Genomic DNA, 21,699 nt, shown 5'->3' on the forward strand with positions numbered 1-21,699 from the left:
TTTTGGGCAGACGGTGATATTGAACTCACCAACAGGACTTGGAGCGGGAAAGATGCTACGGCGCAGGCGGCTGGTTGCAATGTTTATGGTAGCCATGACGGCGTCACCTGCCTTGGCGCAGGAATGCGGCGGTGACTTCACCGCCTGGAAGAATGCGCTTAAAGCTGAGGCCATCGCCGAGGGGATCAGGCCGACCGGACTTGCCGCGCTGGACAGCGCCGGCATCGACCAGAAGGTGCTGCAGCGCGACCGCGCGCAGGGCGTGTTCACCCAGACCTTCGCCGAATTTTCGGGCCGCATGATTTCCGACTACCGCCTGAAGCAGGGCGCGGCCAATCTGATGAAATATGCCGATGTTTTTGCCCGAGCAGAGCAGGAATTCGGCGTTCCAGGCCCTGTTATCGCGGCTTTTTGGGCGCTTGAGACGGATTTCGGCGCAGTTCAGGGCGATTTTCACACATTAAGTGCGCTGGTGACGCTGGCGCATGACTGCCGCCGGCCCCAGCTTTTCAGGCCGCAGATTATTCCGCTGCTGAAACTGATCGAGCAGGGAACCCTGCCCGCCGACGTCAAGGGCGCCTGGGCCGGCGAGATCGGCCAGACGCAGATGCTGCCCTCGGACTATCTGCTGCGCGGCGTCGACGGCGATGGCGACGGCATTGTCGACCTGCGCAACAGCGCGCCTGACGTCATCATGACCACTGCCAAGAAAATCCAATCGCGCGGCTGGAAGCGCGGCGAGCCTTGGCTGCAGGAGGTGCGCGTGCCTGAGCATATGCCCTGGGAGGAAACCGGCCGCACCAACAAGCTGCCGATTTCGCAACTCGCCGACTGGGGCATCACTGACCGCGCGGGAAAGCCACTCGCCACCTCCGGCCTGAAGGCCGGTGTCATCCTGCCCATGGGCCACAAGGGCCCGGCCTTCCTGGGCTACGACAATTACGACGTCTATCTCGAATGGAACCAGTCGATCACCTACACGCTGACGGCAGCGCATCTGGCCACCCGTCTTGCCGGCGAGCCGCCCTTCGAGCATGGCCAGCCCCAGCAGGGATTGACCGGCGAGGCGATGAAGACCTTGCAGCAGAAACTGCATGACAAGGGCTACGACGTCGGCGGCATCGACGGCATTCTCGGCACCAATACGCGCGAGGCGATCCGCCAGGAGCAGATTCGCCTCGGCCTGCCCGTCGACGGCTGGCCGACGCCGGACCTGCTGGCAAATTTGTGAGGTTAAGGGAATAGGGCAGTAGGGAAAGAAAGGACACCCTATTCCCCTATTCCCCTATTCCCCTATTCCCCTATTCCCCTATTCCCCTATTCCTTCAATCCGCCATCGTCTCCAGACTGGCGAAGCCTTGCGGCGCGTCACCCTCTTCGAACGGCGTCGCTACCTCGACAAAGGTGTCGGGATAGAAGCCGTTGAAGCGCGTGCGCAGGGAAAGCGAATAGGCGCCGATGTGACCGATTTCGATCCAGTCGCCGGTGTCGATCGTCTCCGGCAGCCAGAAAGGCCGCGATAATATATCGACGGAATCGCAGGTTGCCCCGCAGACCTTGAACGGCACGATGGTTTCGGCCGCGCCGTTGCGCGAGCGGATCGCCGGATCGGGGATGAAGCGCGCCGGCAGCGTGATCTTGCCGGTCCAGGAATCCGATAGCGACGCCCAGATGCCATCATTGATGTAAAGCCGCCTGCCCTTGCGCAGCAGCACGCGCACGATCAGCGAGAAAGCGCGCGCCACGATCACCCGGCCCGGCTCGGCCACCAGCGGCGTGGTATCGAACTGATACTCGGCAATATCGCCGCGCAGCCGCGACATGATCTGCCCGAGCGAGGGCATCTCGACCTTCTTGCGGTTGGGATCGTGCCCATATTCAGCCGGAAAGCCGCCGCCCACATCAAGCCCCGCTATATCGAAACTTAGGCGGTTGCGCACCCAGTCGGCCGAGGCCAGCGCCCGCTCATAGGTATCAGGATCTTCGATCTGGCTGCCGACATGAAAGCAGATGCCGACCTTGTAGCCGCTCCTGTTGAGCCGCTCGGCCAATTCCACCGCATAGGCAGGGCCCGCACCGAATTTCTTCGACAGTTCGTAGGCCGCCTGCCCCTTGGTCTGGATGCGCACGAAAACCGTCATCGCGCCGGGGTCGATGTCGAGAGCGCGCACCACGCGGGTCAGCTTGGTGATCTCGTCCTCATGGTCGATCGCGATGGTGCGGATGCCATATTGCTCCAGCGCAAGCCTGATATCCGACTGCGCCTTGACCGGATGCATGTAGAGCATCTCGGCCTCTTTCGAGACCGCGCGCACGGCGGCGAATTCGCCCGGCGAGGCCACGTCGAAGGCCGTCACGCCGGCTTCGACCAGCGTTTTCAGGACCACGGGTTCCCCATTGGTCTTGACGGCATAGGCCGTCTTGCCGGGGAACATCTCCATGAATTGCCTGGTGTCGGCCTTCAGCACCTCGGGCCGAAAGCAATAGACCGGATCGTCGGGGCGAAGGGTAAGGGCTGCTGCTTTCGCATTGTCGAATCGCTGCATGCATCCTCCTCGGACTGCGGGCCGCAACCTAGCGCACAAGCCGACGGATCGGAATCGATTTCTGGGCGGGATTGATGGGGTTGTCAGGAATACCCCAAGTCACGGCCGGCCACCTATCGGGCCAGGCTGGATTCGGGTGGCGGGGTTTCCGCGCGAAGCTTAGATATGGCTCGATGGATTCTGAAGGGACAAGCTGTGAGCGCAATCTCGGCGACGGCAACGCAAAACTCCATGGGGGCGAAACAGTGGGGCCAGCTCTTCCTGCTCGGCGCCATCTGGGGTGGCTCGTTTTTCTTTGCCCGCATCGCGGTCGCCGAGATCCATCCATTCGCGCTGGTGCTGTTCCGGGTTTCGATCGCGGCAATTGCGCTGCATGTCTATCTTGGCTGGCGCGGCCCCTCCTTCCGGCTGGCCCTGCCTCACATCGGCAGCTTCTTCGTCCTGGCGCTGCTCAACAACGTCATTCCATTTTCGCTTATCTTCCTCGGGCAGACCGAACTCGGCGCCGGGCTGGCTGCCGTGCTCAATGCCACAACACCCTTCTGGACGATGCTGATCGCCAATGCCGCCACGAGCGATGAAAAACTGTCCGTCAACAAGATCACCGGGATCGTGCTTGGCATTGCCGGAACCGCGGTCATGATCGGCCCCGGATTGCTGGCCAATATAGGCGGCCCCGTATGGGCGAAATTCGCCCTGATCGGCGCCGCTCTCTCCTATGGCCTGGCCAGTGTCTTCGCCAAGCGCTTCCAAAAGATCCCGCCAGCGGTCGTCGCCACCGGGCAGATGACGGCCGCCACCATCATCATGGTCCCGGTCGTTCTGCTGCTGAATGTCCCGCTCGATATTTTCAATATCAGTGCCACGGTGCAGGCCTCCGTTCTGGCACTGGCGCTGCTCTCCACCGCCTTTGCCTATATCCTGTTTTTCAACCTGCTCGGCTCGGCCGGCGCGACCAACACCTCGCTCGTCACTTTGATCGTGCCGGCAAGCGCCATTCTGCTTGGCATAGTCTTTTTGGGTGAGCGCCTTGACCTGTTCGAACTATGCGGATTCGGACTGATCGCGCTTGGGCTGGTGACCGTCGACGGGCGCCTGTTTCGGCGTCGCTGACGCAGATTTGACGTGATTCAGCCACAATTTATTCACAGGCGGCCGGCGCGTTTTTGGTAAATAATTTCAAAAGCTAATGCCCGGCCGGAGATTAAATTTCCGGTTCCGCTATCGCGATGCAATATGTTTTCCGCTTGCGTGTTGCATAAAGTCCCCTAGAATCCGCTGTCTAGCTCAACTTTAGGAGGCTACGCATGGGACTTACACGGCCAGTCAACGCTTTGATGATTTGTGCTGCGTTCGCTTTTATCGGCGCCCTCATCATGGGAGTTCTTCCATAAAGCCACCGCGAGCAGTGGAGGACCAGAGCAATCTGGTTGAAGACAAGAAGAAAGGCCGGGCCCACACCCCGGCCTTTCTTTTTGGAGCATCGGACCGAAAAATAGTCACTGGTTTTCGGGTCATTCCGATGCTCGGGTTTGAGCTGCTCTAAGCGGCAGCCGATCCGGCCAAAGCCTTTTCGACCGGCGGATTGGCGCGAACACCGATCATGTGGCAGATCGCGACCACCAGGTCCGAGCGGTTCATCGTATAGAAATGGAAATCGCTGACGCCGCGATCGACAAGGTCGAGCACCTGCTCGGCCGCGACCGCCGAAGCCACCAGCGCGTGGGTCTGCGGATCGTCCTCCAGCCCCTCGAAGCGCTCGGCAAGCCATGCCGGCACATGCGCGCCGGCACGCGAGGCAAAGCGCGCCACCTGGCCGAAATTATGCACCGGCTGGATGCCCGGCACGATGGGGATATAGATGCCGGCCCGGCGCGCCCTTTCGACATAGCGCTCATAAAGATCATTGTCGAAAAAGAACTGGGTGATGGCGCGGGTGGCACCATTGTCGACCTTGCGCTTCAGCATCTCGATATCGGTGGCGAAATCCGGGCTTTCGGGATGCTTTTCCGGATAGGCGGCAACGGAAATATCGAAATCGCCATGCGCCTTCAGGCCGGCGACAAGATCGGCGCCGTTATGGTAGCCACCCGGATGCGGCCGGTAGACCTCGCCGACACCCGATGCAGGATCGCCACGCAGGGCCACGAAGCGCGTGATGCCGATCGAGGCGAACTCGGCAATGACCGCGTTGACCTCCTCCTTCGACGCCCCGACGCAGGTCAGATGTGCGGCCGCTGGGATGCTCGTCTCGTTCAGGATCCGCTTGATCGTGCGGCCGGTGCGCTCGCGCGTCGAGCCCCCGGCGCCATAGGTCACCGAGACGAAATTCGGCTGCAAGGGCTCCAGCCGGGTCACGGTGTCCCACAGCCTTGCCTCCATCTCGTCGGTCTTCGGCGGGAAGAACTCGAAGGATACGCGGATTTTTGCCCCGATATCGGAGCGGCGGGAAAAGCCTAAGCTACTCATCAGACGGTTTCCCTCTGTGTTGCATTGTTCTGGGATGGGTCGGCAATCAGCAGGCGGCGATCACGGCCAAGCCATAGCTTGACCGTCAGGCCGCCCTGCACGCCGCTGCGGGGCTCGAAGTCCTGCGTCTCTTCCAGATCGAGGCCAGCTTCGGAAAACCATTCCGAAATCTGCCGATCCGAAAAACCAAGCCGCATATGCGCATGTTCCTCGCGCAGGAATTCCAGCGCATGCGGGGCGAAATCGACGATCACCAGCCGCCCGGACGGGCGCAGCAGGCGCGCCGCCTCCCGTATCGCCAGCGCCGGCTCGTCCAAATAGTGCAGCACCTGGTGCATGGTCACCAGATCGTAGGCGTCGCGGTCGGCCGGCGGCGCGAAGATGTCGCCCTGCCGCACCTGCGCATTGGAAATGCCCGCCTTGTCGAGATTGGCGCGCGCCACCGCCAGCATCTCGCGCGACATGTCGATGCCAAGGCCGCGCCGATAAAGCGGCGCGAAGATTTCGAGCAAGCGCCCGGTGCCTGTGCCGAGGTCGAGCATGGACTGGAACGGCCGCTTGCCGACAAGCTTCAGCAACGCCGTCTCGACGGCACGATCGGGCACATGCAGCGACCGTATCTCGTCCCAGCTTGCCGCGTTGCGGCTGAAATATTCGGCCGCCCGCTCCTGCCGCCTGCGCTTGACGCTGGCGAGCCGTTCAAGATCGCGTTCAATCATCGGGTCGCCGTCATTGATCCGCGACACCAGCCCCTCGACGAAATCGCGCGCGGCGTCAGAATCGGAAATGCGGAAATAGGCCCAGGAGCCTTCCTGATAGCGCTCGATCAGCCCTGCTTCGAGCAGCAGCTTCAAATGACGCGAGACGCGTGGCTGCGACTGGTTTAGAATCTCGGTCAGATCCGATACCGTCAGATCGCCCCGGAAAAGCAGGGCGAGGATGCGCAAGCGGCTGGATTCGGCAGCCGCCTTCAACGTATCAACCAGAGAGTCCAGAGTTACCCGCATGGGCGCCATCGATTGTAAAAAGACATAAACATATCTTTATATCGTATAGCCGATCTTTGCAATGGCGAATGTCGCACACGGACCAGAAGATGGCGCAACAGCCGGAGAAGACACTATGTTCGAAAAACGTGAGGGCGAGCGCGCCCTGGCCGAAGACCCCGCAATCTCGCCGGCGGACGGGCAGGTCGTCTTTATCGGCCGCATCCGTTCCGCGTGGAAGAAGCGGGAGGACTGCCCGAAGAACATGCGGGCAGCGCGAGAGAGAGGCGAACAGGCGACGATAGAGATCGCCCTGCCCTACCGCCCCGGCATCGACGGCCTGACGCGAGCGAGCCACGTCATCGTGCTCACCTGGTTTCACCACGCGCCGCGGAATCTGATTGTTCAAAAACCACGCCATGCCACGGAAGCGAAAGGGGTTTTCGCCATCCGCTCTCCGGTTCGGCCCAATCCGATCGGCCTTCACATCGCCCGGCTGCTCGCCGTCGATGAGGAGACCGGCGTGCTGACGCTCGATGCGATGGATGCGCTCGACGGCACGCCTGTCATCGACATCAAGCCTTATATCCCCACGGTCGACGTCTTCGCCGATGCGAGCTTTGGCAAGGACTGATTGCAACACATGATGAGGGGTTCGACCGGCCGCAAGCGAGCGGTTGCCAAGGCGCTGACGGCGCTCTTGCCTGCAGCGCCCTATATCGACATCGAGCAGATCCGCACCGATGCCAGCGCGCCGCATCTCAAGCCGCTGCCGCCGGCAATCGCCATCTGGCTGGCGACCGTCGCGCATGTGCGCCACCAGCATACGGATTACGAAAAGCTGCTCGACGAAGGTTACGACCGCGATTCCGCGCGCTTCTTCGTCATCGACCAGATCAACAAGGTGCTGACTTCCTGGCGGGCCACCCGGCTGCTCGATCCTGATCTCGACGAGGAGCTGGGCCAAGACTGAAGGGCCGATGGCGCTTCAGTCTGCCGCCTTCGCGGCTAGCTTACGGGCAAGTGATTCCTTGGGAGGATAGGAATGAACCGGACTGCCAATGACGCAGGCTTGCCCATGGTCGAAAGCCGACACATCGACCGGCAGGCCTATCCCAGCGGCGTCGCCTATATGGACGGGCAATATCTGCCCATGTCCGAAGCCAAGATTTCCATCCTCGACTGGGGCTTTCTACATTCCGACGCCACCTATGACACGGTGCATGTGTGGAACGGCCGCTTCTTCCGCCTCGACCTGCATCTCGACCGCTTCTTCGGCAGCGTGGAGAAACTGCGCATGACACTGCCCTTCGACCGCAACCAAGTGGCTGAAATTCTGCACAATTGCACGGTATTGTCCGGCCATCGCGCCGCCTATGTCGAGATGATCTGCACGCGCGGCGTCTCGCCAACCTTCAGCCGCGACCCGCGCGATGCGGTCAATCGCTTCATGGCGTTTGCCATTCCCTTCGGCTCGGTCGCCAACAAGGAGCAGATGCAACGCGGGCTCAACATCGCCATCAGCGACAAGGTGCGCATCCCGCCTTCATCCGTCGATCCGGCGATCAAGAACTATCACTGGCTCGATCTCGTGCGTGGGCTTTTCGACGGCTATGATCGCAACGCCGAAACGGCACTACTTGTAGACATAAACGGCAATGTCGCCGAAGGGCCGGGCTTCAACGTCTTTGCAGTCAAAGAGGGGAGGCTGACGACGCCTGCCTCCGGTGTCCTGCCCGGCATCACCAGACGGACGGTATTCGACCTTTGCCAGCGCCTCGGCCTGTCGGTTGCCGCGACCGATGTCAGCACAGCCGCACTTCGCGAAGCCGACGAGGTTTTCATCACCTCGACCGCTGGCGGCATCATGCCGGTCACCACCATCGATGGTGGGAAGGTGGGCGATGGCCGCGTCGGCCCTGTCACAACGCAACTAACCGAGCTTTACTGGCAGATGCATGAAGACCCGGAATGGTCGACGCCGGTGCGCTATCCCGCCCGGGCCGGATAATGGTTCGGCTGCGCGGCTACATCATCCTGAGCAGCGCGCCGCCGATCGAATAGCCGGCCCCGAAGGCACAAAGCAGGCCATACTCGCCCGCCTTCATGTCGGCGTGATTTTCCTGGAAGGCGATGACGGCGCCCGCGCCGGCGGTGTTGCCGAGCCGGTCGAGAACCATGGGCGCCCGGTCATGGCCAACCTCATGGCCGAAGGCGAGCTTGAGGATCATCGCATTCATGCGCGCATTGGCCTGGTGTAGCCAGAAGCGACGGATATCGTCCGGCGTCAGCCCGCCATGCTCGGCCAGGAAATCCACGATGAAGCGATGGCCGGCGACGGTAACTTCCTTGAACACCTTGTTGCCGACCTGCTTGATCAGGTTGCCCTCCATGTCGACATTGTAAGGGTCTTCCTGCGCGGTGCGGGTCATATAGCCGAGATTGGTGCGGATATTGCTCGAAAGCTGCGTCCACATGCGCGTGTCGCGCACCTCGAAGCGACCGGGCCGGGTCTCGTTTTCCCCGATGGCTTCCACCACCATCGAGGCAGAGGCGTCACCGAATATGAAATGCGTCTGCCGGTCGCGGAAATTGAGATGGCCGGTGATGATTTCCGGCGTCGCCACCAGCACCCGCTTGTGAGCGCCCGAGCGCACCATGTTGATGGCAACATGCAGCCCGGCCAGTGCCGACGAGCAGCCAAGCCCCATATCGAAGCCGATGCCCGAGGTGCCCATCGCCTGCTGCATCTCGATGGCGATGGCCGGATAGGGCCGCTGGTGATGCGAGGCCGAGCAGATGATCAGGTCTATGTCGTGGGGCTCCAGCCTGGCATGGTCGAGCGCGCGCCGCGCCGATGCGATGCCGAATTCGGCTTCCAGCGACAGCGCATCGTCGGGCCGGGCGGGAATGCGCGGGGCCATGCGGGTCGGGTCGAGGATGCCTTCGCGTTCGATCACATGGCGCTTCTTGACGCCAGAGGCATGCAGGATGAAGGCTGGATCGGATTTGCGCAGCAATTCCTCGCCGGCCTGTTCCCGGCGCGCATTCTCGCGATCGACCCAGATATTGAAGCTCTCCACCAGTTCTTCATTGCTGATGGAGGCCTCGGGAATTTTCACGCCGATGCCGCTGATGATGACGCGATGCATATTTATCGTCCCGGGTACACTATGCGGTCTGCTTGCGCCCCCTACAGAAACGCGACTCGCATCATCACTGTTGCAGTGCAGCAGTTTACGTCAGCTTAACCACATTGCAAACGTCGCCTATCCCCGCTGCGCGACGATGAACAGGCGCGGAAAGCGCAACAACACCTTGCCGTTCTGTGCCGGCGGATAGGCCGAAGCGATTTTTGCCGTGTAGGCCGCAAGGAACGTCCGGCGCTCCTCATCATCCAGTGGATCGACAAAAGGCTTCAGGCCGGTTGCCCGGACCCACTCCACGATCGCGGCGGCATCCGCCAGTGGATGATTGTAGAGCGTGTGCCAGATATCCAGCCGTGCCGCATCCGACGACAGCAGATCGTAATAGGAGGCGACCGGCGGCAGCTTCTGGCGCGCCGCATTGGCAATCCTGGCCGCGAATGGCATGGAAGATGCCGTCTCACTCATCAGCCTGTGCGACGGCTCGTGGAGATTGTCCGGCATCTGCACTGCAAGCACGCCACCCGGCGCGAGCAGGCCGAACAGCCGCCTGAGAACCGCCTGATGGTTCGGCAGCCACTGGAACACCGCATTGGCGAAAATCACGTCGACCGGCTCGTCCGGCGTCCAGTGCTCGGCATCGGCGAGGCTGAATTTTGCCGATGGCAGGCGGCGCCTCGCCTCCTCGATCATCGCCGGCGAAGTGTCGAATCCGCTGAGCCGCGCCTGCGGCCAGCGCGCGGCCAAGAGTTCGGTCGAGTTGCCCGGCCCGCAGCCGACATCCACTACATGGCGCGGGTCTTGCAGCGGGATTTGCGCCAGCAGGTCGCGCGCAGGCCTGGTCCGCTCATCCTCGAATTTCAGATAGAGCGAAGCGGACCAGTCTTTCATTGTCAGAACCCAGTCGGAAGGAGAAACGAAAACGCCCCGCCTTGGTGGCGGGGCGTTGGTGAAGTCTTATCGCGTCAGCCGCTTGTAGGTCATGCGGTGCGGATTGGCCGCGTCGGGGCCGAGACGGCGGATCTTGTCCTTCTCGTAGTCCTCGAAATTGCCCTCGAACCACTCGACATGGCTGTCGCCCTCGAAGGCAAGGATATGGGTCGCCAGACGGTCGAGGAACATACGATCGTGGGAGATGATGACCGCGCAGCCGGCATAGCTTTCCAGCGCGTCCTCAAGTGCTGCCAGCGTTTCGGTGTCGAGGTCGTTGGTCGGTTCGTCGAGCAGCAGCACATTGCCGCCGGTCTTCAGCATCTTGGCAAGATGCACGCGGTTGCGCTGGCCGCCGGAGAGGTTGCCGACCTTCTGCTGCTGGTCGCCGCCCCGGAAGTTGAAGGACGAGCAATAGGCGCGCGTATTGGCGTCGTGCTTGCCGAGCTTGACCACTTCCGCGCCGCCGGAAATCTCTTCCCATACGGTCTTGTTGGGGTCGAGCGCATCGCGGCTCTGGTCGACATAGCCGAGCTTGACGGTCTCGCCGATGCGGATCGAGCCGCTATCGGGTTTTTCCTGCCCGGTAATCATCTTGAACAGCGTGGTCTTGCCGGCGCCGTTCGGGCCGATGACGCCGACGATGCCGCCGGGCGGCAGCTTGAAGGTCAGGTCCTCGATCAGCAACTGGTCGCCATAGCCCTTTGAGAGGCCTTCCACCTCGATCACGACATTGCCCAGCCTCTCGCCATGCGGAATAACGATCTGGGTGTCGCTCGGGCGGCGCTTGTCGGCCTGCTCCAGCAGGTCCTCGAATGCCTTGATACGCGCCTTGGACTTGGTCTGGCGTGCCTTGGGGCTGGAGGCGATCCATTCGCGCTCGCGCGAAATCGCCCGCTGGCGCGCATCGTCCTCGCGGCCTTCCTGCTTGAGACGCTTGGCCTTGGCTTCCAGATAGGCGGTGTAGTTGCCTTCATAGGGAATGCCGCGGCCGCGGTCGAGTTCGAGGATCCAGCCGGTGACATTATCGAGGAAATAGCGGTCGTGGGTGATCAGTAGCACGGAGCCCTTATAGGCGCGCAGGTGCTTTTCCAGCCAGGCCGTGGTCTCGGCGTCGAGGTGGTTGGTCGGCTCGTCCAGCAGCAGCAGGTCGGGCTCTTCCAGCAGCAGGCGGCACAGCGCCACGCGGCGGCGCTCGCCACCCGACAGGTTGGTGACGTCGGCATCGCTCGGCGGACAGGCCAGCGCTTCCATCGCCATTTCGACCTGCTGTTCGAGGTCCCAAAGATTGAGCCGGTCCATCTCGTCCTGAAGATGGGCCGATTCGTCCGCCGTCTCGTCGGAGTAGTTCATCATCAGTTCGTTGTAGCGCTCGATGATGGCGGTCTTCTTCTTGACCCCGTCCATGACGTTTTCGAAGACGGTCTTGGTCGGGTCGAGTTGCGGCTCCTGCGCCAGATAGCCGACGGTCGCGCCCTCGGCCAGCCAGGCTTCGCCGGAATATTCCTTATCGAGGCCGGCCATAATCTTGAGGATCGTCGACTTGCCGGCACCGTTGGGGCCCAGAATGCCGATCTTGGCGTCGGGATAGAAGGAAAGGTGGATGTTTTCCAGCACCTTCTTGGTGCCGTAGGCCTTGGTCAGGTCGGCCATATGATAAATGAACTGGCGTGCCACGCTTGGCTTTCCTATCGAAGTTTACGGAAGTTGCGGGCTATGTAGGCGATACGGGCGATAACGGCAACGTCTTTCGCAGGGACGACCCTGCATTGGCCGGTACGTTGAACGCGCCGGACAGGGGATCACTATGGCGTTCCACAATCAGCGTCTTCATACATCGCCAAGCGGCGCTCGGCTGAACCTATACGTCCAGCCCGCCGCCACGGCCCCTGTCGGCGTGCTGCAGATCAACCACGGGCTGGCCGAGCATGCGGCGCGCTATGCCCGCTTCGCCGAGTTCATGGCGGCTCATGGCTTTCACACCTATGCCCACGACCACCGCGGCCATGGCCACACCACCGCGACGGATGCACCGCTCGGCAGATTTGCAGCGCGTGACGGCAGCGCCAAGGTCATCGCCGATGTCGCGGCAATCCACCAACTCATCGCCAGCGAACATCCAGGTCTGCCGGTCGTCCTGTACGGTCACTCCATGGGCGGCATCATCGCGCTCAACTATCTGCTGTGCCATTCCGACACCGTGCAAGCGGCGACAATCTGGAACGCCAATTTTTCCGCCGGCCTGCCCGGACGATTGGCGCAGGCGCTGCTTGCCTATGAAAGGTTCCGGCTTGGCTCCGACATGCCGTCGCGCCTGCTGCCGAAGCTTACCTTTCAGGCCTGGGGCAAGGCGGTGCCCGGCCACCGCACGGATTTCGACTGGCTGTCGCGCGATGCGGCCGAGGTCGGTAAATATATTGCCGACCCCCTGTGCGGCTGGGATGCCTCGGTGTCGCTGTGGCAGGACCTGTTCGGGATGATCTTCCTTGGCGCCGACGACAGCAATTTCGCCGCGGTGCGCAAGGATCTGCCAATCAACCTTGTCGGGGGCGAGCAAGACCCGGCCACGGCCGGCGGCAAGGCCGTGACCACGCTCGCTTCCCGTATGCGCGCAATGGGTTTTTCGAATCTGGTTTCAAAGGTTTACGCGCAAACCCGCCATGAAAGCCTGAACGAGTTGAATCGCGATCTCATCATGGAAGACTTCGCCGCTTGGGCAAGGCAGGCCGTAGCACGGTGAGCACTGCAATTCCTCTGGCCCATGCAACAACGGTGACATGATCACGAAAGATTTGTTACAGCCTTTCCAACACAAGCTTTCAGGGACTTCATGACAAATCCTCCTTTGCACGGCATCCGCGTCATCGAACTTGCCCGCATCCTCGCCGGCCCCTGGGCAGGTCAGATGCTTGCCGATCTCGGCGCCGACGTCATCAAGGTGGAAAGCCCTGATGGCGACGATACCCGCAAATGGGGCCCTCCCTTCGTTACCGGCAGTGACGGCAAGAACCTGTCGGCGGCCTATTACCACTCCTGCAATCGCGGCAAGCGCTCCATCATCGTCGATTTCTCCACCTCGGAGGGGGCCGAGACGGTGAGGAAGCTCGTCGCCACCGCCGATGTACTGATCGAGAATTTCAAGCTTGGCGGGTTGAAGAAATACGGGCTCGACTATGACAGCCTGAGGGCGATCAACCCGAAGCTTGTCTATTGCTCGATCACCGGCTTCGGCCAGGACGGCCCTTATGCGCCGCGCGCCGGCTACGACTTCATCATCCAGGGCATGTCGGGCCTGATGTCGATCACCGGCCCGGCCGGCGGCGAACCGCAGAAGGTGGGCGTGGCGGTGACCGACCTGTTCACCGGGCTTTATTCGGTCATCGCCATCCAGGCCGCGCTGCGTCATGCCGAGGCGACCGGCGAGGGCCAGCAGATCGACATGGCGCTATTCGATTCCCAGATTTCTGTTCTGGCCAACCAGAACCTAAACTATCTGGTCTCTGGAAAATCACCGGCCCAGATGGGCAATGCGCATCCCAATATCGCGCCCTATGAGGTGCTGCCGGTCAAGGACGGGCATTTCATTCTCGCGGTCGGCAATGACGGCCAGTTCCGCAAATTCTGCATCGTCGTCGGTCTGGCCCCGTTGGCGGACGATGAAGCCTATGCCACCAATGCAGCGCGCGTCGCAAACCGCGTAACGCTGCGCGAGAAGATCGTAGCTGCCCTTGCCGCTTTCGAGCGCGTGCCGCTGCTAGACGCGCTCGAAAAAGCCCATGTGCCGGCAAGCCCGATCAATAATATCGGCGAAATGTTCGCCGACCCGCAGACGGCCGCACGCGGCATGCGGATCGATCTGGAGGATGCAGACGGCAATCTGCTGCCTTCGGTGCGCGCGCCGATGGTGATGTCCGGCACCCCGCTGACCTATGAGCGGCCCTCGCCGCGCCTTGGCGAGCATACGCAGGAAATCCTTGCCGAACTGGAGCACAGAAAATCATGAGGACCGGCGGACAACTGATCGTCGAATCGCTGGAAGCAAACGGCGTCGAGCGCATCTTCTGCGTGCCTGGCGAATCCTACCTGGCCGTTCTGGATGCGCTGCACGATTCCCCCATCAAGACCATCGTCTGCCGGCAGGAAGGCGGTGCCGCGATGATGGCCGATTGTCACGGCAGGCTGACCGGCAGGCCGGGCATCTGCTTCGTCACCCGTGGGCCGGGCGCCACCAATGCGTCGGCCGGCATCCATATTGCCCGCCAGGATTCCATCCCGCTGATCCTGTTCATCGGCCAGGTCGCCTCCCATGCCAAGGAGCGCGAGGCGTTCCAGGAGGTCGACTACCGCGCCTTCTATGGCCCCATCGCCAAATGGGTGACCGAGATCGACGATGCGGCGCGCATTCCCGAAATCGTCAGCCGGGCCTTCTCGGTTGCCACCTCCGGCCGGCCGGGCCCGGTCGTCATTTCGCTCCCCGAGGACATGCTGACCAGCCTGGCGGATGCACCGGCCGCCCTGCCGTTTACGCCAGTGGAAACGCGGCCGGGCGAGGCCGAACTGGCTGAACTTGAAAAGCTGCTCACCAAGGCCGAGCGCCCCTTCGCCATTCTCGGCGGCACACGCTGGAGCACGAAGGCCGTGGCCGACTTCCAGTCGATCGCGGAAGCCTGGTCGCTACCGGTCGGCGTGCAGTTCCGCCGCCAGATGCTGTTCGACCACCTCCACCCGAACTATGCCGGCGATGTCGGCATCGGCATCAATCCCAAGCTTGCCGACTACATCAAGAAATCCGACCTCATCCTGCTTGTCGGTGGCCGCTTCGGCGAGATGCCGTCTTCCGACTACACGCTGCTCAAAAGCCCCTACCCCGACCAGAAACTGATTCATATCCACCCCGATAGCAGCGAGCTTGGCCGCGTCTACCGACCGACCCTGCCGGTCAATGCCTCGCCTTCAGCCTTTGCCGAAGCCTTCGCCGGCAGGAAACCGGCCAGGACGCCCGTTTGGGCCGACGAAACGGCGCGGCTGCATGCGCAATATCTTGACTGGTCGACGCCACCCCAGACCGGACCCGGCGAGGTGCAGATGGGCCCGATCATGACCTATCTGGAAAAGACGCTGCCGCAGGACGCGATCCTGACCAACGGCGCCGGCAACTATGCCACCTGGGTCCATCGTTTCCATCGCTTCCGTGAATTTGGCACGCAAGGCGCACCGGCCTCGGGCTCGATGGGCTACGGCACCCCGGCGGCGGTGGCGGCCAAGGCACTGCACCCAGACCGCATGGTGGTGGCCTTTGCCGGAGACGGCTGCTTCATGATGAACGGCCAGGAATTTGCAACTGCGGTCCAATACGACCTGCCGATCATCGTCATCGTCGTCAATAACGGCATCTATGGCACGATCCGCATGCATCAGGAACGCGAATATCCCGGCCGTGTCGAGGGCACCGACTTGCGCAACCCCGATTTCGCAGCCCTCGCCCGCGCCTATGGCGGCCATGGCGAGACCGTGGAGAGGACTGGCGACTTTGCCGCCGCCTTTGAGCGCGCGCGCGACAGCGGCAGGCCGGCGATCATCGAGATCAGGCTCGACCCCGAGGCGATCACACCGACCCGAACGCTGACCGATATCCGCGAAAAACGCTGAACTGAAGGGAGGGCGAGTCGCTTTCCCCCAGCCCGATTTGACAGCTACATGCCGGCTTTCTCGACCTGGCCGCGTATCTCGCCGTCCGGATTGGCTGCCGTGTGAATATTGACATAGTATTTTCCGGCCATGAGATCGGCAGCCTGCGCATCGGTCAGCGTCGCCGAGCCCTTCGCTCCACTCGCCGGGTCGGGGATAGGCACTGCTACATCCGCATTCTCGCCTGCAGCCGCCGGGCCATGGAAATGGGCAGCCGCGGCATCGCCGCTCAAGCCTGAATATTCCAAAGTCCATTCCAAGGTCTTGCTTTCGGTATCGAAACTGATGTCGGCGGTGCCCTTGCCGCCGCTGGAAGTCGGCGGAACCTCCTGTGCCGCATCCATCGTCGCGCTGAACTTGACCATCTCCGCCAGCGCGGGCGAAGCCAGCATGGTCGCGATGGCCACACCAGCCAGCAGCGAGGAAATGTCGGAGCGTGTCATCTCAATCTCCCATTTATCCTGAAGCCTGTTCCCCAACCAAGGCGCGAACTGCCCGCGGAACACAAGCTAACGGACTGGACGCGGGTAAGTTGCCCGCGCCCATGAAAAAAGGGGCGGTTGCCCGCCCCTTTCAATTCCATCGGTAGCCGACAGCCTATTTCAGCGCCTTGTCGGTGATTGCCGTGGTATAGGCGCCCTCCGGCTCCTTGGTGACGATCTTCTGATCAAGCAGCGCCTTGGCCGTGCGCTCATAAAGCGCCGGGTCGAGCTTGCCGTCGCCGATCAGCTTGGCGACCTCTCCGACCATACGCTTCTGATGGTTCTCGTCCTGGCCGCCGGCATCAAGCACCATGCCGGCCGCTTCTTCCGGATTTTCCACCGCATAATGCCAGCCCTTCATCGACGCGCGCACGAAGCGCACCATCTTGTCTTCGAAGGCCGGGTCCTTGAGTTTGTCTTCAAGCACGTAGAGGCCGTCTTCCAGCAAGTCGTTGCCGAGTTCGGTATAGTTGAAGACGACCAGATCCTCCGGTTTGAAGCCGGCATCGATCGCCTGCCAATACTCATTATAGGTCATGACGGAGATGCAGTCGGCCTGCTTCTGGATCAGCGGCTGCACGTCGAAGCTCTGCTTGAGCACGGTCACGCCGTCCGGGCCACCTTCGGTTGGCAGGCCGAGCTTGTTCATCCAGGCATAGAACGGATATTCGTTGCCGAAGAACCAGACGCCGAGCGTATGGCCCTTGAAGTCAGCTTCCGTCTTCACCGGGCCGTCCTTCGGGCAGATCAGTTCAAGGCCGGACTTGGCGAAAGGCTGAGCAATATTGACCAGCGGAACGCCCTTGTCGCGCGCGGAAAGACCCGCCGCCATCCAGGTCACGATGACATCGGCGCCGCCGCCGGCGATCACCTGCTCGGGCGCGACGTCAGGACCGCCCGGCTTGATCTCGACGTCGAGCCCCTCTTCCTCGTAGAAGCCCTTGTCCTTGGCGACGAAATAACCGGCAAACTGACCCTGTGCCACCCATTTGAGCTGCAGCGTCACCTTGTCGGCCGCCCAGGCCTGCACGACCGCCAGCGACATGGCGCCGGCAAGCATGGAAACAATCAGTCTTTTCATTTTTTACACCCTCTGAAGAGCGTCTATCCACCACGGATAGACGGATGCCAAAACGTGACTGCCCTTTCTACGAGGGCTACTGCCCCATAGAAGACCGAACCCGCCACCGCTGCAACCGCGATCTCGGCCCAGACCATGTCGATATTCATGCGCCCGACCTCGGTGGAGATGCGGAAGCCCATGCCAACCACCGGCGTGCCGAAGAATTCAGCGACGATAGCGCCGATCAGCGCCAGCGTGGAATTGATCTTGAGCGCGTTGAAGATAAAGGGCATCGCCGCCGGCAGCCGAAGCTTGAACAGCGTCTGCCAATAGCCGGACGCATAGGTCCGCATCAGGTCGCGCTCCATATGGCCGGAGGCCGTCAGGCCGACCACCGTGTTCACCAGCATCGGAAAGAAGGTCATGATGACGACCACCGCGGCCTTGGACTGCCAGTCGAAGCCGAACCACATCACCATGATCGGCGCGACCCCGATGATCGGCAGGGCGGCGGCCATATTGCCGACGGGCAGCAGCCCGCGGCGCAGGAAGATGAAGCGGTCGGCCGCGATCGCGGCCGCAAAGCCCGTGCCGCAGCCAAGCACATAGCCGACAAGCACCGCCTTGAAGATGGTCTGGTTGACGTCCGCGGCCAGCACCGGCAGCGAATTTGCAATACGCACGGCGATTGTGCTGGGCGGCGGCAGCAATACGAAAGGAATGCCGAAGCCGCGCACCAGCGCTTCCCACAACAAGAGAAGCCAGACGCCGAATATGGTCGGCACAATAAGGCGAAGCATGGTATCGGCAGTGCGGTTCTTCGGTCTTATCGTCACCAGTTCGGTGACGCAGCGCCAGGCCAGCAGCCAAGCAGCGGCAACCAGCAGGAAGAAAGAGGCGCGCGCCGAACCTTCATGGCCGGCAATACCCGAGACGAGCAGCCACGCAGCGCCATGGGCGCCGACGAAAAGGATCGCTGCAGCGAAGGCAGTCGAGGCCACCGTCATCGAGGCGAGCGCGCAAAGCACGATCAGCGCAAAAATCAGCACGGTCGTGCCTGCACTGAATGCTGCATCGGCTGCCAGCGGCAACGCCACGGCCGCCATTGCGCACAGCACAAGCGCCAGCCCGGCCTGCCAGGAGATGCCAAACCGGCTCATGCCTCTCTCCCGCCCATGGCCCGTTCGGTGATGCGTCCAGCCACGCCGACGAGCGCCACCAGCAGCACCGCCACCAGCGAGCCGGCGACGAGGGCCGCCCAGATTTCGATGGTCTGGCTGTAATAGGAACCCGACAAGAGCTTGGCGCCGATGCCGGCAATGGCTCCGGTCGGCAATTCCGCGACAATTGCCCCAACGAGGCTTGCCGCCACCGCCACTTTCATCGAGGCGAACAGGTAAGGGATAGAGGCCGGCACCCTGAGCTTCCAGAAGGTCTGCGCTGCACTCGCATTATAGGTGTGCATCAGGTCGAGATGCATGACCTCGGGCGAACGCAAGCCCTTCACCATGCCGACCGCAACCGGGAAGAACGACAGATAGGTCGAGATCAGCGCCTTGGGAAACAGGCCGGTGATGCCGATGGCGGCAAAGACGACGATCACCATCGGAGCCAGCGCCAGAATCGGGATCGTCTGCGAGGTGATGATCCAGGGCATCAGGCTGCGGTCGAGTGCCACGAAATGCACGATGCCCACCGCGATCACTATGCCGAGCACCGTGCCGAACAGGAAGCCGACCATGGTTGCTGACAGCGTCACCCAGGAATGGTAGACAAGGCTGCGTGCACTCCACGGCTTCACCTGGAAGGTCGTCTTGAAGAAATTCTGCGCCACCTGATGCGGGGCCGGCAGGGTCGGCTTGGGCTGCGACCAGGTCTTGACCAGAAATTCGGTATAGCTCGGCGTCTCGCCGGCCCGGCGGTCGAGATCGCGCTGGAACGGTCCGTTGAGTACCACTGCAAAGGCGTACCAGGCCACCACCAGCAGGGCCAAAAGCGTGGTGACGGGGATGATCTTGTCACGCAGCCGGTCCATCCCTCAATCCTCGTAGGAATGGCCGGCGCGCAGGCCGTCGCGCACGCGCGCGGCGATGGCCAGGAATTCAGGCGTCTCGCGAATGTCGAGCGGGCGATCACGCGGCAAGGTCGACTCGATCACATCAGTTACCCGCCCTGGTCGCGGCGACATGACGACGATGCGCGTTGACAGATAGACTGCCTCGGGGATGGAATGGGTGACGAAGCAGATCGTCTTGTTCGTCTGCTTCCATAGCTCTAGAAGCTGTTCATTGAGATGGTCGCGCACGATTTCGTCCAGCGCACCGAAGGGTTCGTCCATCAGGAGCAGGTCGGCGTCGAAGGCGAGCGCGCGCGCGATCGAGGCGCGCTGCTGCATGCCGCCCGACAATTGCCAGGGATATTTCTTCTCGAAGCCGGAAAGATTGACCAGGTCGAGCGTGCGCTTGATCCGCGCCTTCTGCTCCTCGCGCGCAATGCCCATGATCTCCAGCGGCAGCGCCACATTGGCTTCGATGGTGCGCCAGGGGTAGAGTGCGGCGGCCTGGAACACATAGCCATAGGCGCGTGCCTGCCGTGCCTGCTCGGCGCTCATGCCATTGATCAGGATGGAGCCGGAGGTCGGCTTCTCGAGATCGGCAATGACCCGCAGGAAGGTGGTCTTGCCGCAGCCGGACGGCCCGATGAAGGAAACGAACTCGCCCTTGTTAATGGTGAGATCGACATCCGACAGCGCCTGCACCGGCCCATCGCCAGTGTGGAACGTCAGGCCCAGTTTCTTTGCTTCGACGACTGCTTGTGATGCTGGCTGCAAGCTTGCTCTTCCCAAATTTCCTGCCGCTCGATTAGAGCATTGTTGGCGCGGCACGGACAATGATCCGCGCAAATGAAGAATCGGGAAAACAACAACATATCGCCTCCTCCTGATTCATCGCATGATGTGGCCGCCCACAGCCATGGCCGGCAAGGCGCTCAAGCCTTGCCCAACCGCAACTGCGGGCTCAACGCATCATGGCTTGAATGGTGCCGTTCAATCGAATTCCCCTTTTCTGCCGCGCGCTTCTTTCGAGCCCGTCGGCCTTTTCAATTTACCGCGAGCATCTACTCCACGATCACGGCCGTTTCCACAACGGCATGAAACAGAACGTCGCAGCCGGCGGCCGCCCATTCCGGAAAGATCTCTTCGGCCTCGTTGTGGCTCAGCCCGTCCACGCAAGGGCACATTACCATCGCCGTCGGCGCGACCCGGTTGATCCAGCAGGCGTCATGGCCTGCGCCCGACACGATATTGCGATGGCTATAGCCAAGACGCTCGGCGGCGTCGCGGATCGCCTTCACGCATCCTTCGTCGAAGGTGACGGGGTCGAAATGCCCGACCTGCTCGATTTCAAAGGAAATGTCGAGCGCCTCGCAAATCGTCTTGATGCCGGCACGGATGCGCCCGTCCATCTCGTCCAGCACATCCTTGTTGGGCGAGCGGATATCGATGGTGAATACGGTGCGCCCGGCAATGATGTTGCGCGAATTCGGATAGGCTTCCATGTGGCCGATCGCGCCCACCGCATCCGGCTGGTAGTCCATGGCGATCTCATGCACCAGTTCGGTCACCCGCGCCATGCCGAGCCCGGCATTGCGGCGTTTGGGCATCGGCGTGGAGCCGGTGTGACTCTCCTTGCCCGTAAGGTGCACCTCAAGCCATTTGAGCCCTTGGCCGTGGGTGACGACGCCGATGTCGATGCCTTCATCCTCGAGGATCGGCCCCTGTTCGATATGGAGCTCGAAAAAGGCCTTCATCTTGCGCGCGCCGACCTTTTCATCGCCCTTCCACCCAATGCGCGCCAGTTCGTCGCCGAAGCGCTTGCCTTCGGCATCCTGGCGCGCATAGGCCCAGTCCTGCTCATGCACGCCGGCAAACACGCCGGACGCCAGCATGGCCGGCGCAAAGCGCGTGCCTTCCTCATTGGTCCAGTTGGTGACGACGATCGGGTGCTTGGTCTTGATGCCGAGATCATCGAGCGAGCGGATGATTTCGAGCCCGCCGAGCACGCCCAGAACGCCGTCGAACTTGCCGCCGGTGGGCTGGGTGTCGAGATGGCTACCGACATAGACCGGCAGTGCATCCGGGTCGGTGCCCTCGCGGCGCGCAAACATGGTGCCCATCTGGTCGACGCCGGTTTCAAGCCCGGCCGCATCGCACCAGCGCTTGAAGAGATGCCGACCCTCGCCGTCAAAATCGGTCAGGGTCTGGCGGTTGTTGCCGCCGGCAATTCCAGGGCCGATCTTGGCCATCTCCATCAACGAGTCCCACAGGCGTTCGGAGTTGATCCTGAGATTTTCGCCCGGAGCGGCCATGTCTTCCCCTTCCATTTTGTT

General features: G+C 62.0%; 20 protein-coding genes. 8 read left to right on the top strand and 12 right to left on the bottom strand.

Features of this window, described 5'->3' with window-relative positions:
* The first annotated feature begins 79 nt into the window (after positions 1-79).
* Positions 80-1,231 (top strand): lytic murein transglycosylase, encoded by a 1,152-nt coding sequence (locus tag EET67_RS10320; protein WP_425359520.1) that lies wholly within the window; start codon positions 80-82, stop codon positions 1,229-1,231.
* Between the two features lie 94 nt (positions 1,232-1,325).
* Here the strand turns inward: EET67_RS10320 and EET67_RS10325 are convergent, their stop codons facing one another.
* Positions 1,326-2,546 (bottom strand): alanine racemase, encoded by a 1,221-nt coding sequence (locus EET67_RS10325; RefSeq protein ID WP_128626041.1) that lies wholly within the window; start codon positions 2,544-2,546, stop codon positions 1,326-1,328.
* 231 nt (positions 2,547-2,777) lie between these two features.
* Between EET67_RS10325 and EET67_RS10330 the strand changes: the two genes are divergently transcribed.
* Positions 2,778-3,659, top strand: a complete 882-nt coding sequence (locus EET67_RS10330) for a DMT family transporter (RefSeq protein WP_128626171.1) — start codon at positions 2,778-2,780, stop codon at positions 3,657-3,659.
* A gap of 429 nt (positions 3,660-4,088) precedes the next feature.
* Here the strand turns inward: EET67_RS10330 and metF are convergent, their stop codons facing one another.
* Together metF and EET67_RS10340 are read right to left on the bottom strand one after the other, a co-directional pair.
* A complete protein-coding gene (metF, locus tag EET67_RS10335) occupies positions 4,089-5,015 on the bottom strand; it encodes a methylenetetrahydrofolate reductase [NAD(P)H] (protein WP_128626042.1) in 927 nt (308 codons plus the stop codon).
* The gene (locus EET67_RS10340) at positions 5,015-6,022 is read right to left on the bottom strand and encodes an ArsR/SmtB family transcription factor (protein ID WP_128626043.1); all 1,008 of its coding nucleotides are present in this window, start codon (positions 6,020-6,022) and stop codon (positions 5,015-5,017) included. Before EET67_RS10340 ends, metF begins: the two co-directional genes overlap by 1 nt.
* Positions 6,023-6,137: 115 nt before the next feature.
* Here EET67_RS10340 and tsaA point away from each other — a divergent pair, with 115 nt between their 5' ends.
* From tsaA to EET67_RS10355, 3 genes are all read left to right on the top strand, one after another.
* Positions 6,138-6,635, top strand: coding sequence for a tRNA (N6-threonylcarbamoyladenosine(37)-N6)-methyltransferase TrmO (gene tsaA, locus EET67_RS10345; RefSeq protein WP_128626044.1), 498 nt, complete (start codon positions 6,138-6,140; stop codon positions 6,633-6,635).
* Positions 6,636-6,647: 12 nt separating this feature from the next.
* Entirely contained in the window at positions 6,648-6,974 is a 327-nt protein-coding gene (locus tag EET67_RS10350) for a DUF2293 domain-containing protein (protein ID WP_128626172.1), read from the top strand.
* A 72-nt stretch (positions 6,975-7,046) separates the two neighbouring features.
* Positions 7,047-8,012 carry an aminotransferase class IV gene (locus tag EET67_RS10355; protein ID WP_128626045.1) on the top strand — a complete coding sequence of 322 codons (966 nt, stop codon included), beginning with the start codon at positions 7,047-7,049 and terminating at the stop codon, positions 8,010-8,012.
* Positions 8,013-8,028: 16 nt separating this feature from the next.
* Here EET67_RS10355 and EET67_RS10360 read toward each other — a convergent pair whose 3' ends face one another.
* The 3 genes from EET67_RS10360 to ettA all read right to left on the bottom strand — a co-directional run bounded on the left by EET67_RS10360 (position 8,029) and on the right by ettA (position 11,754).
* A complete protein-coding gene (locus EET67_RS10360) occupies positions 8,029-9,153 on the bottom strand; it encodes a beta-ketoacyl-ACP synthase III (protein WP_128626046.1) in 1,125 nt (374 codons plus the stop codon).
* A 117-nt stretch (positions 9,154-9,270) separates the two neighbouring features.
* Positions 9,271-10,038 (bottom strand): trans-aconitate 2-methyltransferase, encoded by a 768-nt coding sequence (tam, locus tag EET67_RS10365; RefSeq protein ID WP_128626047.1) that lies wholly within the window; start codon positions 10,036-10,038, stop codon positions 9,271-9,273.
* A 66-nt stretch (positions 10,039-10,104) separates the two neighbouring features.
* Positions 10,105-11,754, bottom strand: a complete 1,650-nt coding sequence (gene ettA, locus EET67_RS10370; protein WP_128626048.1) for an energy-dependent translational throttle protein EttA — start codon at positions 11,752-11,754, stop codon at positions 10,105-10,107.
* A gap of 130 nt (positions 11,755-11,884) precedes the next feature.
* Here ettA and EET67_RS10375 point away from each other — a divergent pair, with 130 nt between their 5' ends.
* The 3 genes from EET67_RS10375 (at position 11,885) to EET67_RS10385 (ending at position 15,726) form a co-directional block, all read left to right on the top strand.
* Positions 11,885-12,817 carry an alpha/beta fold hydrolase gene (locus EET67_RS10375; RefSeq protein ID WP_128626049.1) on the top strand — a complete coding sequence of 311 codons (933 nt, stop codon included), beginning with the start codon at positions 11,885-11,887 and terminating at the stop codon, positions 12,815-12,817.
* 90 nt (positions 12,818-12,907) lie between these two features.
* Positions 12,908-14,080 carry a CaiB/BaiF CoA transferase family protein gene (locus EET67_RS10380; RefSeq protein WP_128626050.1) on the top strand — a complete coding sequence of 391 codons (1,173 nt, stop codon included), beginning with the start codon at positions 12,908-12,910 and terminating at the stop codon, positions 14,078-14,080.
* Positions 14,077-15,726 carry a thiamine pyrophosphate-binding protein gene (locus EET67_RS10385; RefSeq protein ID WP_128626051.1) on the top strand — a complete coding sequence of 550 codons (1,650 nt, stop codon included), beginning with the start codon at positions 14,077-14,079 and terminating at the stop codon, positions 15,724-15,726. The genes EET67_RS10380 and EET67_RS10385 overlap by 4 nt, the downstream gene beginning before the upstream one ends.
* Before the next feature lie 44 nt (positions 15,727-15,770).
* Here the strand turns inward: EET67_RS10385 and EET67_RS10390 are convergent, their stop codons facing one another.
* From EET67_RS10390 to EET67_RS10415, 6 genes are all read right to left on the bottom strand, one after another.
* Entirely contained in the window at positions 15,771-16,208 is a 438-nt protein-coding gene (locus tag EET67_RS10390; protein ID WP_128626052.1) for a CHRD domain-containing protein, read from the bottom strand.
* A gap of 154 nt (positions 16,209-16,362) precedes the next feature.
* A complete protein-coding gene (locus EET67_RS10395; protein ID WP_128626053.1) occupies positions 16,363-17,328 on the bottom strand; it encodes an ABC transporter substrate-binding protein in 966 nt (321 codons plus the stop codon).
* Between the two features lie 23 nt (positions 17,329-17,351).
* Positions 17,352-18,470 (bottom strand): ABC transporter permease, encoded by a 1,119-nt coding sequence (locus EET67_RS10400; protein ID WP_128626054.1) that lies wholly within the window; start codon positions 18,468-18,470, stop codon positions 17,352-17,354.
* Positions 18,467-19,345: an ABC transporter permease gene (locus tag EET67_RS10405; RefSeq protein ID WP_128626055.1), complete on the bottom strand. Its 879-nt coding sequence runs from the start codon at positions 19,343-19,345 to the stop codon at positions 18,467-18,469. Before EET67_RS10405 ends, EET67_RS10400 begins: the two co-directional genes overlap by 4 nt.
* Positions 19,346-19,348: 3 nt before the next feature.
* Positions 19,349-20,140: an ABC transporter ATP-binding protein gene (locus EET67_RS10410; RefSeq protein ID WP_128626056.1), complete on the bottom strand. Its 792-nt coding sequence runs from the start codon at positions 20,138-20,140 to the stop codon at positions 19,349-19,351.
* 287 nt (positions 20,141-20,427) lie between these two features.
* Positions 20,428-21,678 (bottom strand): Zn-dependent hydrolase, encoded by a 1,251-nt coding sequence (locus tag EET67_RS10415; RefSeq protein ID WP_128626173.1) that lies wholly within the window; start codon positions 21,676-21,678, stop codon positions 20,428-20,430.
* Positions 21,679-21,699 lie beyond the last annotated feature (21 nt).

This window comes from Borborobacter arsenicus (assembly GCF_003934165.1).
Taxonomy (GTDB): Bacteria; Pseudomonadota; Alphaproteobacteria; order Rhizobiales; family Rhizobiaceae; genus Pseudaminobacter; species Pseudaminobacter arsenicus.

Coding starts and splice junctions, on each gene's coding strand:
- tam (WP_128626047.1), bottom strand. CDS start 10,038: ATGAAAGACTGGTCCGCTTCGCTCTATCTGAAATTCGAGGATGAGCGG.
- EET67_RS10405 (WP_128626055.1), bottom strand. CDS start 19,345: ATGGACCGGCTGCGTGACAAGATCATCCCCGTCACCACGCTTTTGGCC.
- EET67_RS10330 (WP_128626171.1), top strand. CDS start 2,778: ATGGGGGCGAAACAGTGGGGCCAGCTCTTCCTGCTCGGCGCCATCTGG.
- metF (WP_128626042.1), bottom strand. CDS start 5,015: ATGAGTAGCTTAGGCTTTTCCCGCCGCTCCGATATCGGGGCAAAAATC.
- EET67_RS10390 (WP_128626052.1), bottom strand. CDS start 16,208: ATGACACGCTCCGACATTTCCTCGCTGCTGGCTGGTGTGGCCATCGCG.
- EET67_RS10355 (WP_128626045.1), top strand. CDS start 7,047: ATGAACCGGACTGCCAATGACGCAGGCTTGCCCATGGTCGAAAGCCGA.
- EET67_RS10400 (WP_128626054.1), bottom strand. CDS start 18,470: ATGAGCCGGTTTGGCATCTCCTGGCAGGCCGGGCTGGCGCTTGTGCTG.
- EET67_RS10385 (WP_128626051.1), top strand. CDS start 14,077: ATGAGGACCGGCGGACAACTGATCGTCGAATCGCTGGAAGCAAACGGC.
- EET67_RS10395 (WP_128626053.1), bottom strand. CDS start 17,328: ATGAAAAGACTGATTGTTTCCATGCTTGCCGGCGCCATGTCGCTGGCG.
- EET67_RS10320 (WP_425359520.1), top strand. CDS start 80: ATGTTTATGGTAGCCATGACGGCGTCACCTGCCTTGGCGCAGGAATGC.
- EET67_RS10375 (WP_128626049.1), top strand. CDS start 11,885: ATGGCGTTCCACAATCAGCGTCTTCATACATCGCCAAGCGGCGCTCGG.
- EET67_RS10380 (WP_128626050.1), top strand. CDS start 12,908: ATGACAAATCCTCCTTTGCACGGCATCCGCGTCATCGAACTTGCCCGC.
- tsaA (WP_128626044.1), top strand. CDS start 6,138: ATGTTCGAAAAACGTGAGGGCGAGCGCGCCCTGGCCGAAGACCCCGCA.
- EET67_RS10325 (WP_128626041.1), bottom strand. CDS start 2,546: ATGCAGCGATTCGACAATGCGAAAGCAGCAGCCCTTACCCTTCGCCCC.
- EET67_RS10360 (WP_128626046.1), bottom strand. CDS start 9,153: ATGCATCGCGTCATCATCAGCGGCATCGGCGTGAAAATTCCCGAGGCC.
- EET67_RS10350 (WP_128626172.1), top strand. CDS start 6,648: ATGAGGGGTTCGACCGGCCGCAAGCGAGCGGTTGCCAAGGCGCTGACG.
- EET67_RS10415 (WP_128626173.1), bottom strand. CDS start 21,678: ATGGCCGCTCCGGGCGAAAATCTCAGGATCAACTCCGAACGCCTGTGG.
- EET67_RS10340 (WP_128626043.1), bottom strand. CDS start 6,022: ATGCGGGTAACTCTGGACTCTCTGGTTGATACGTTGAAGGCGGCTGCC.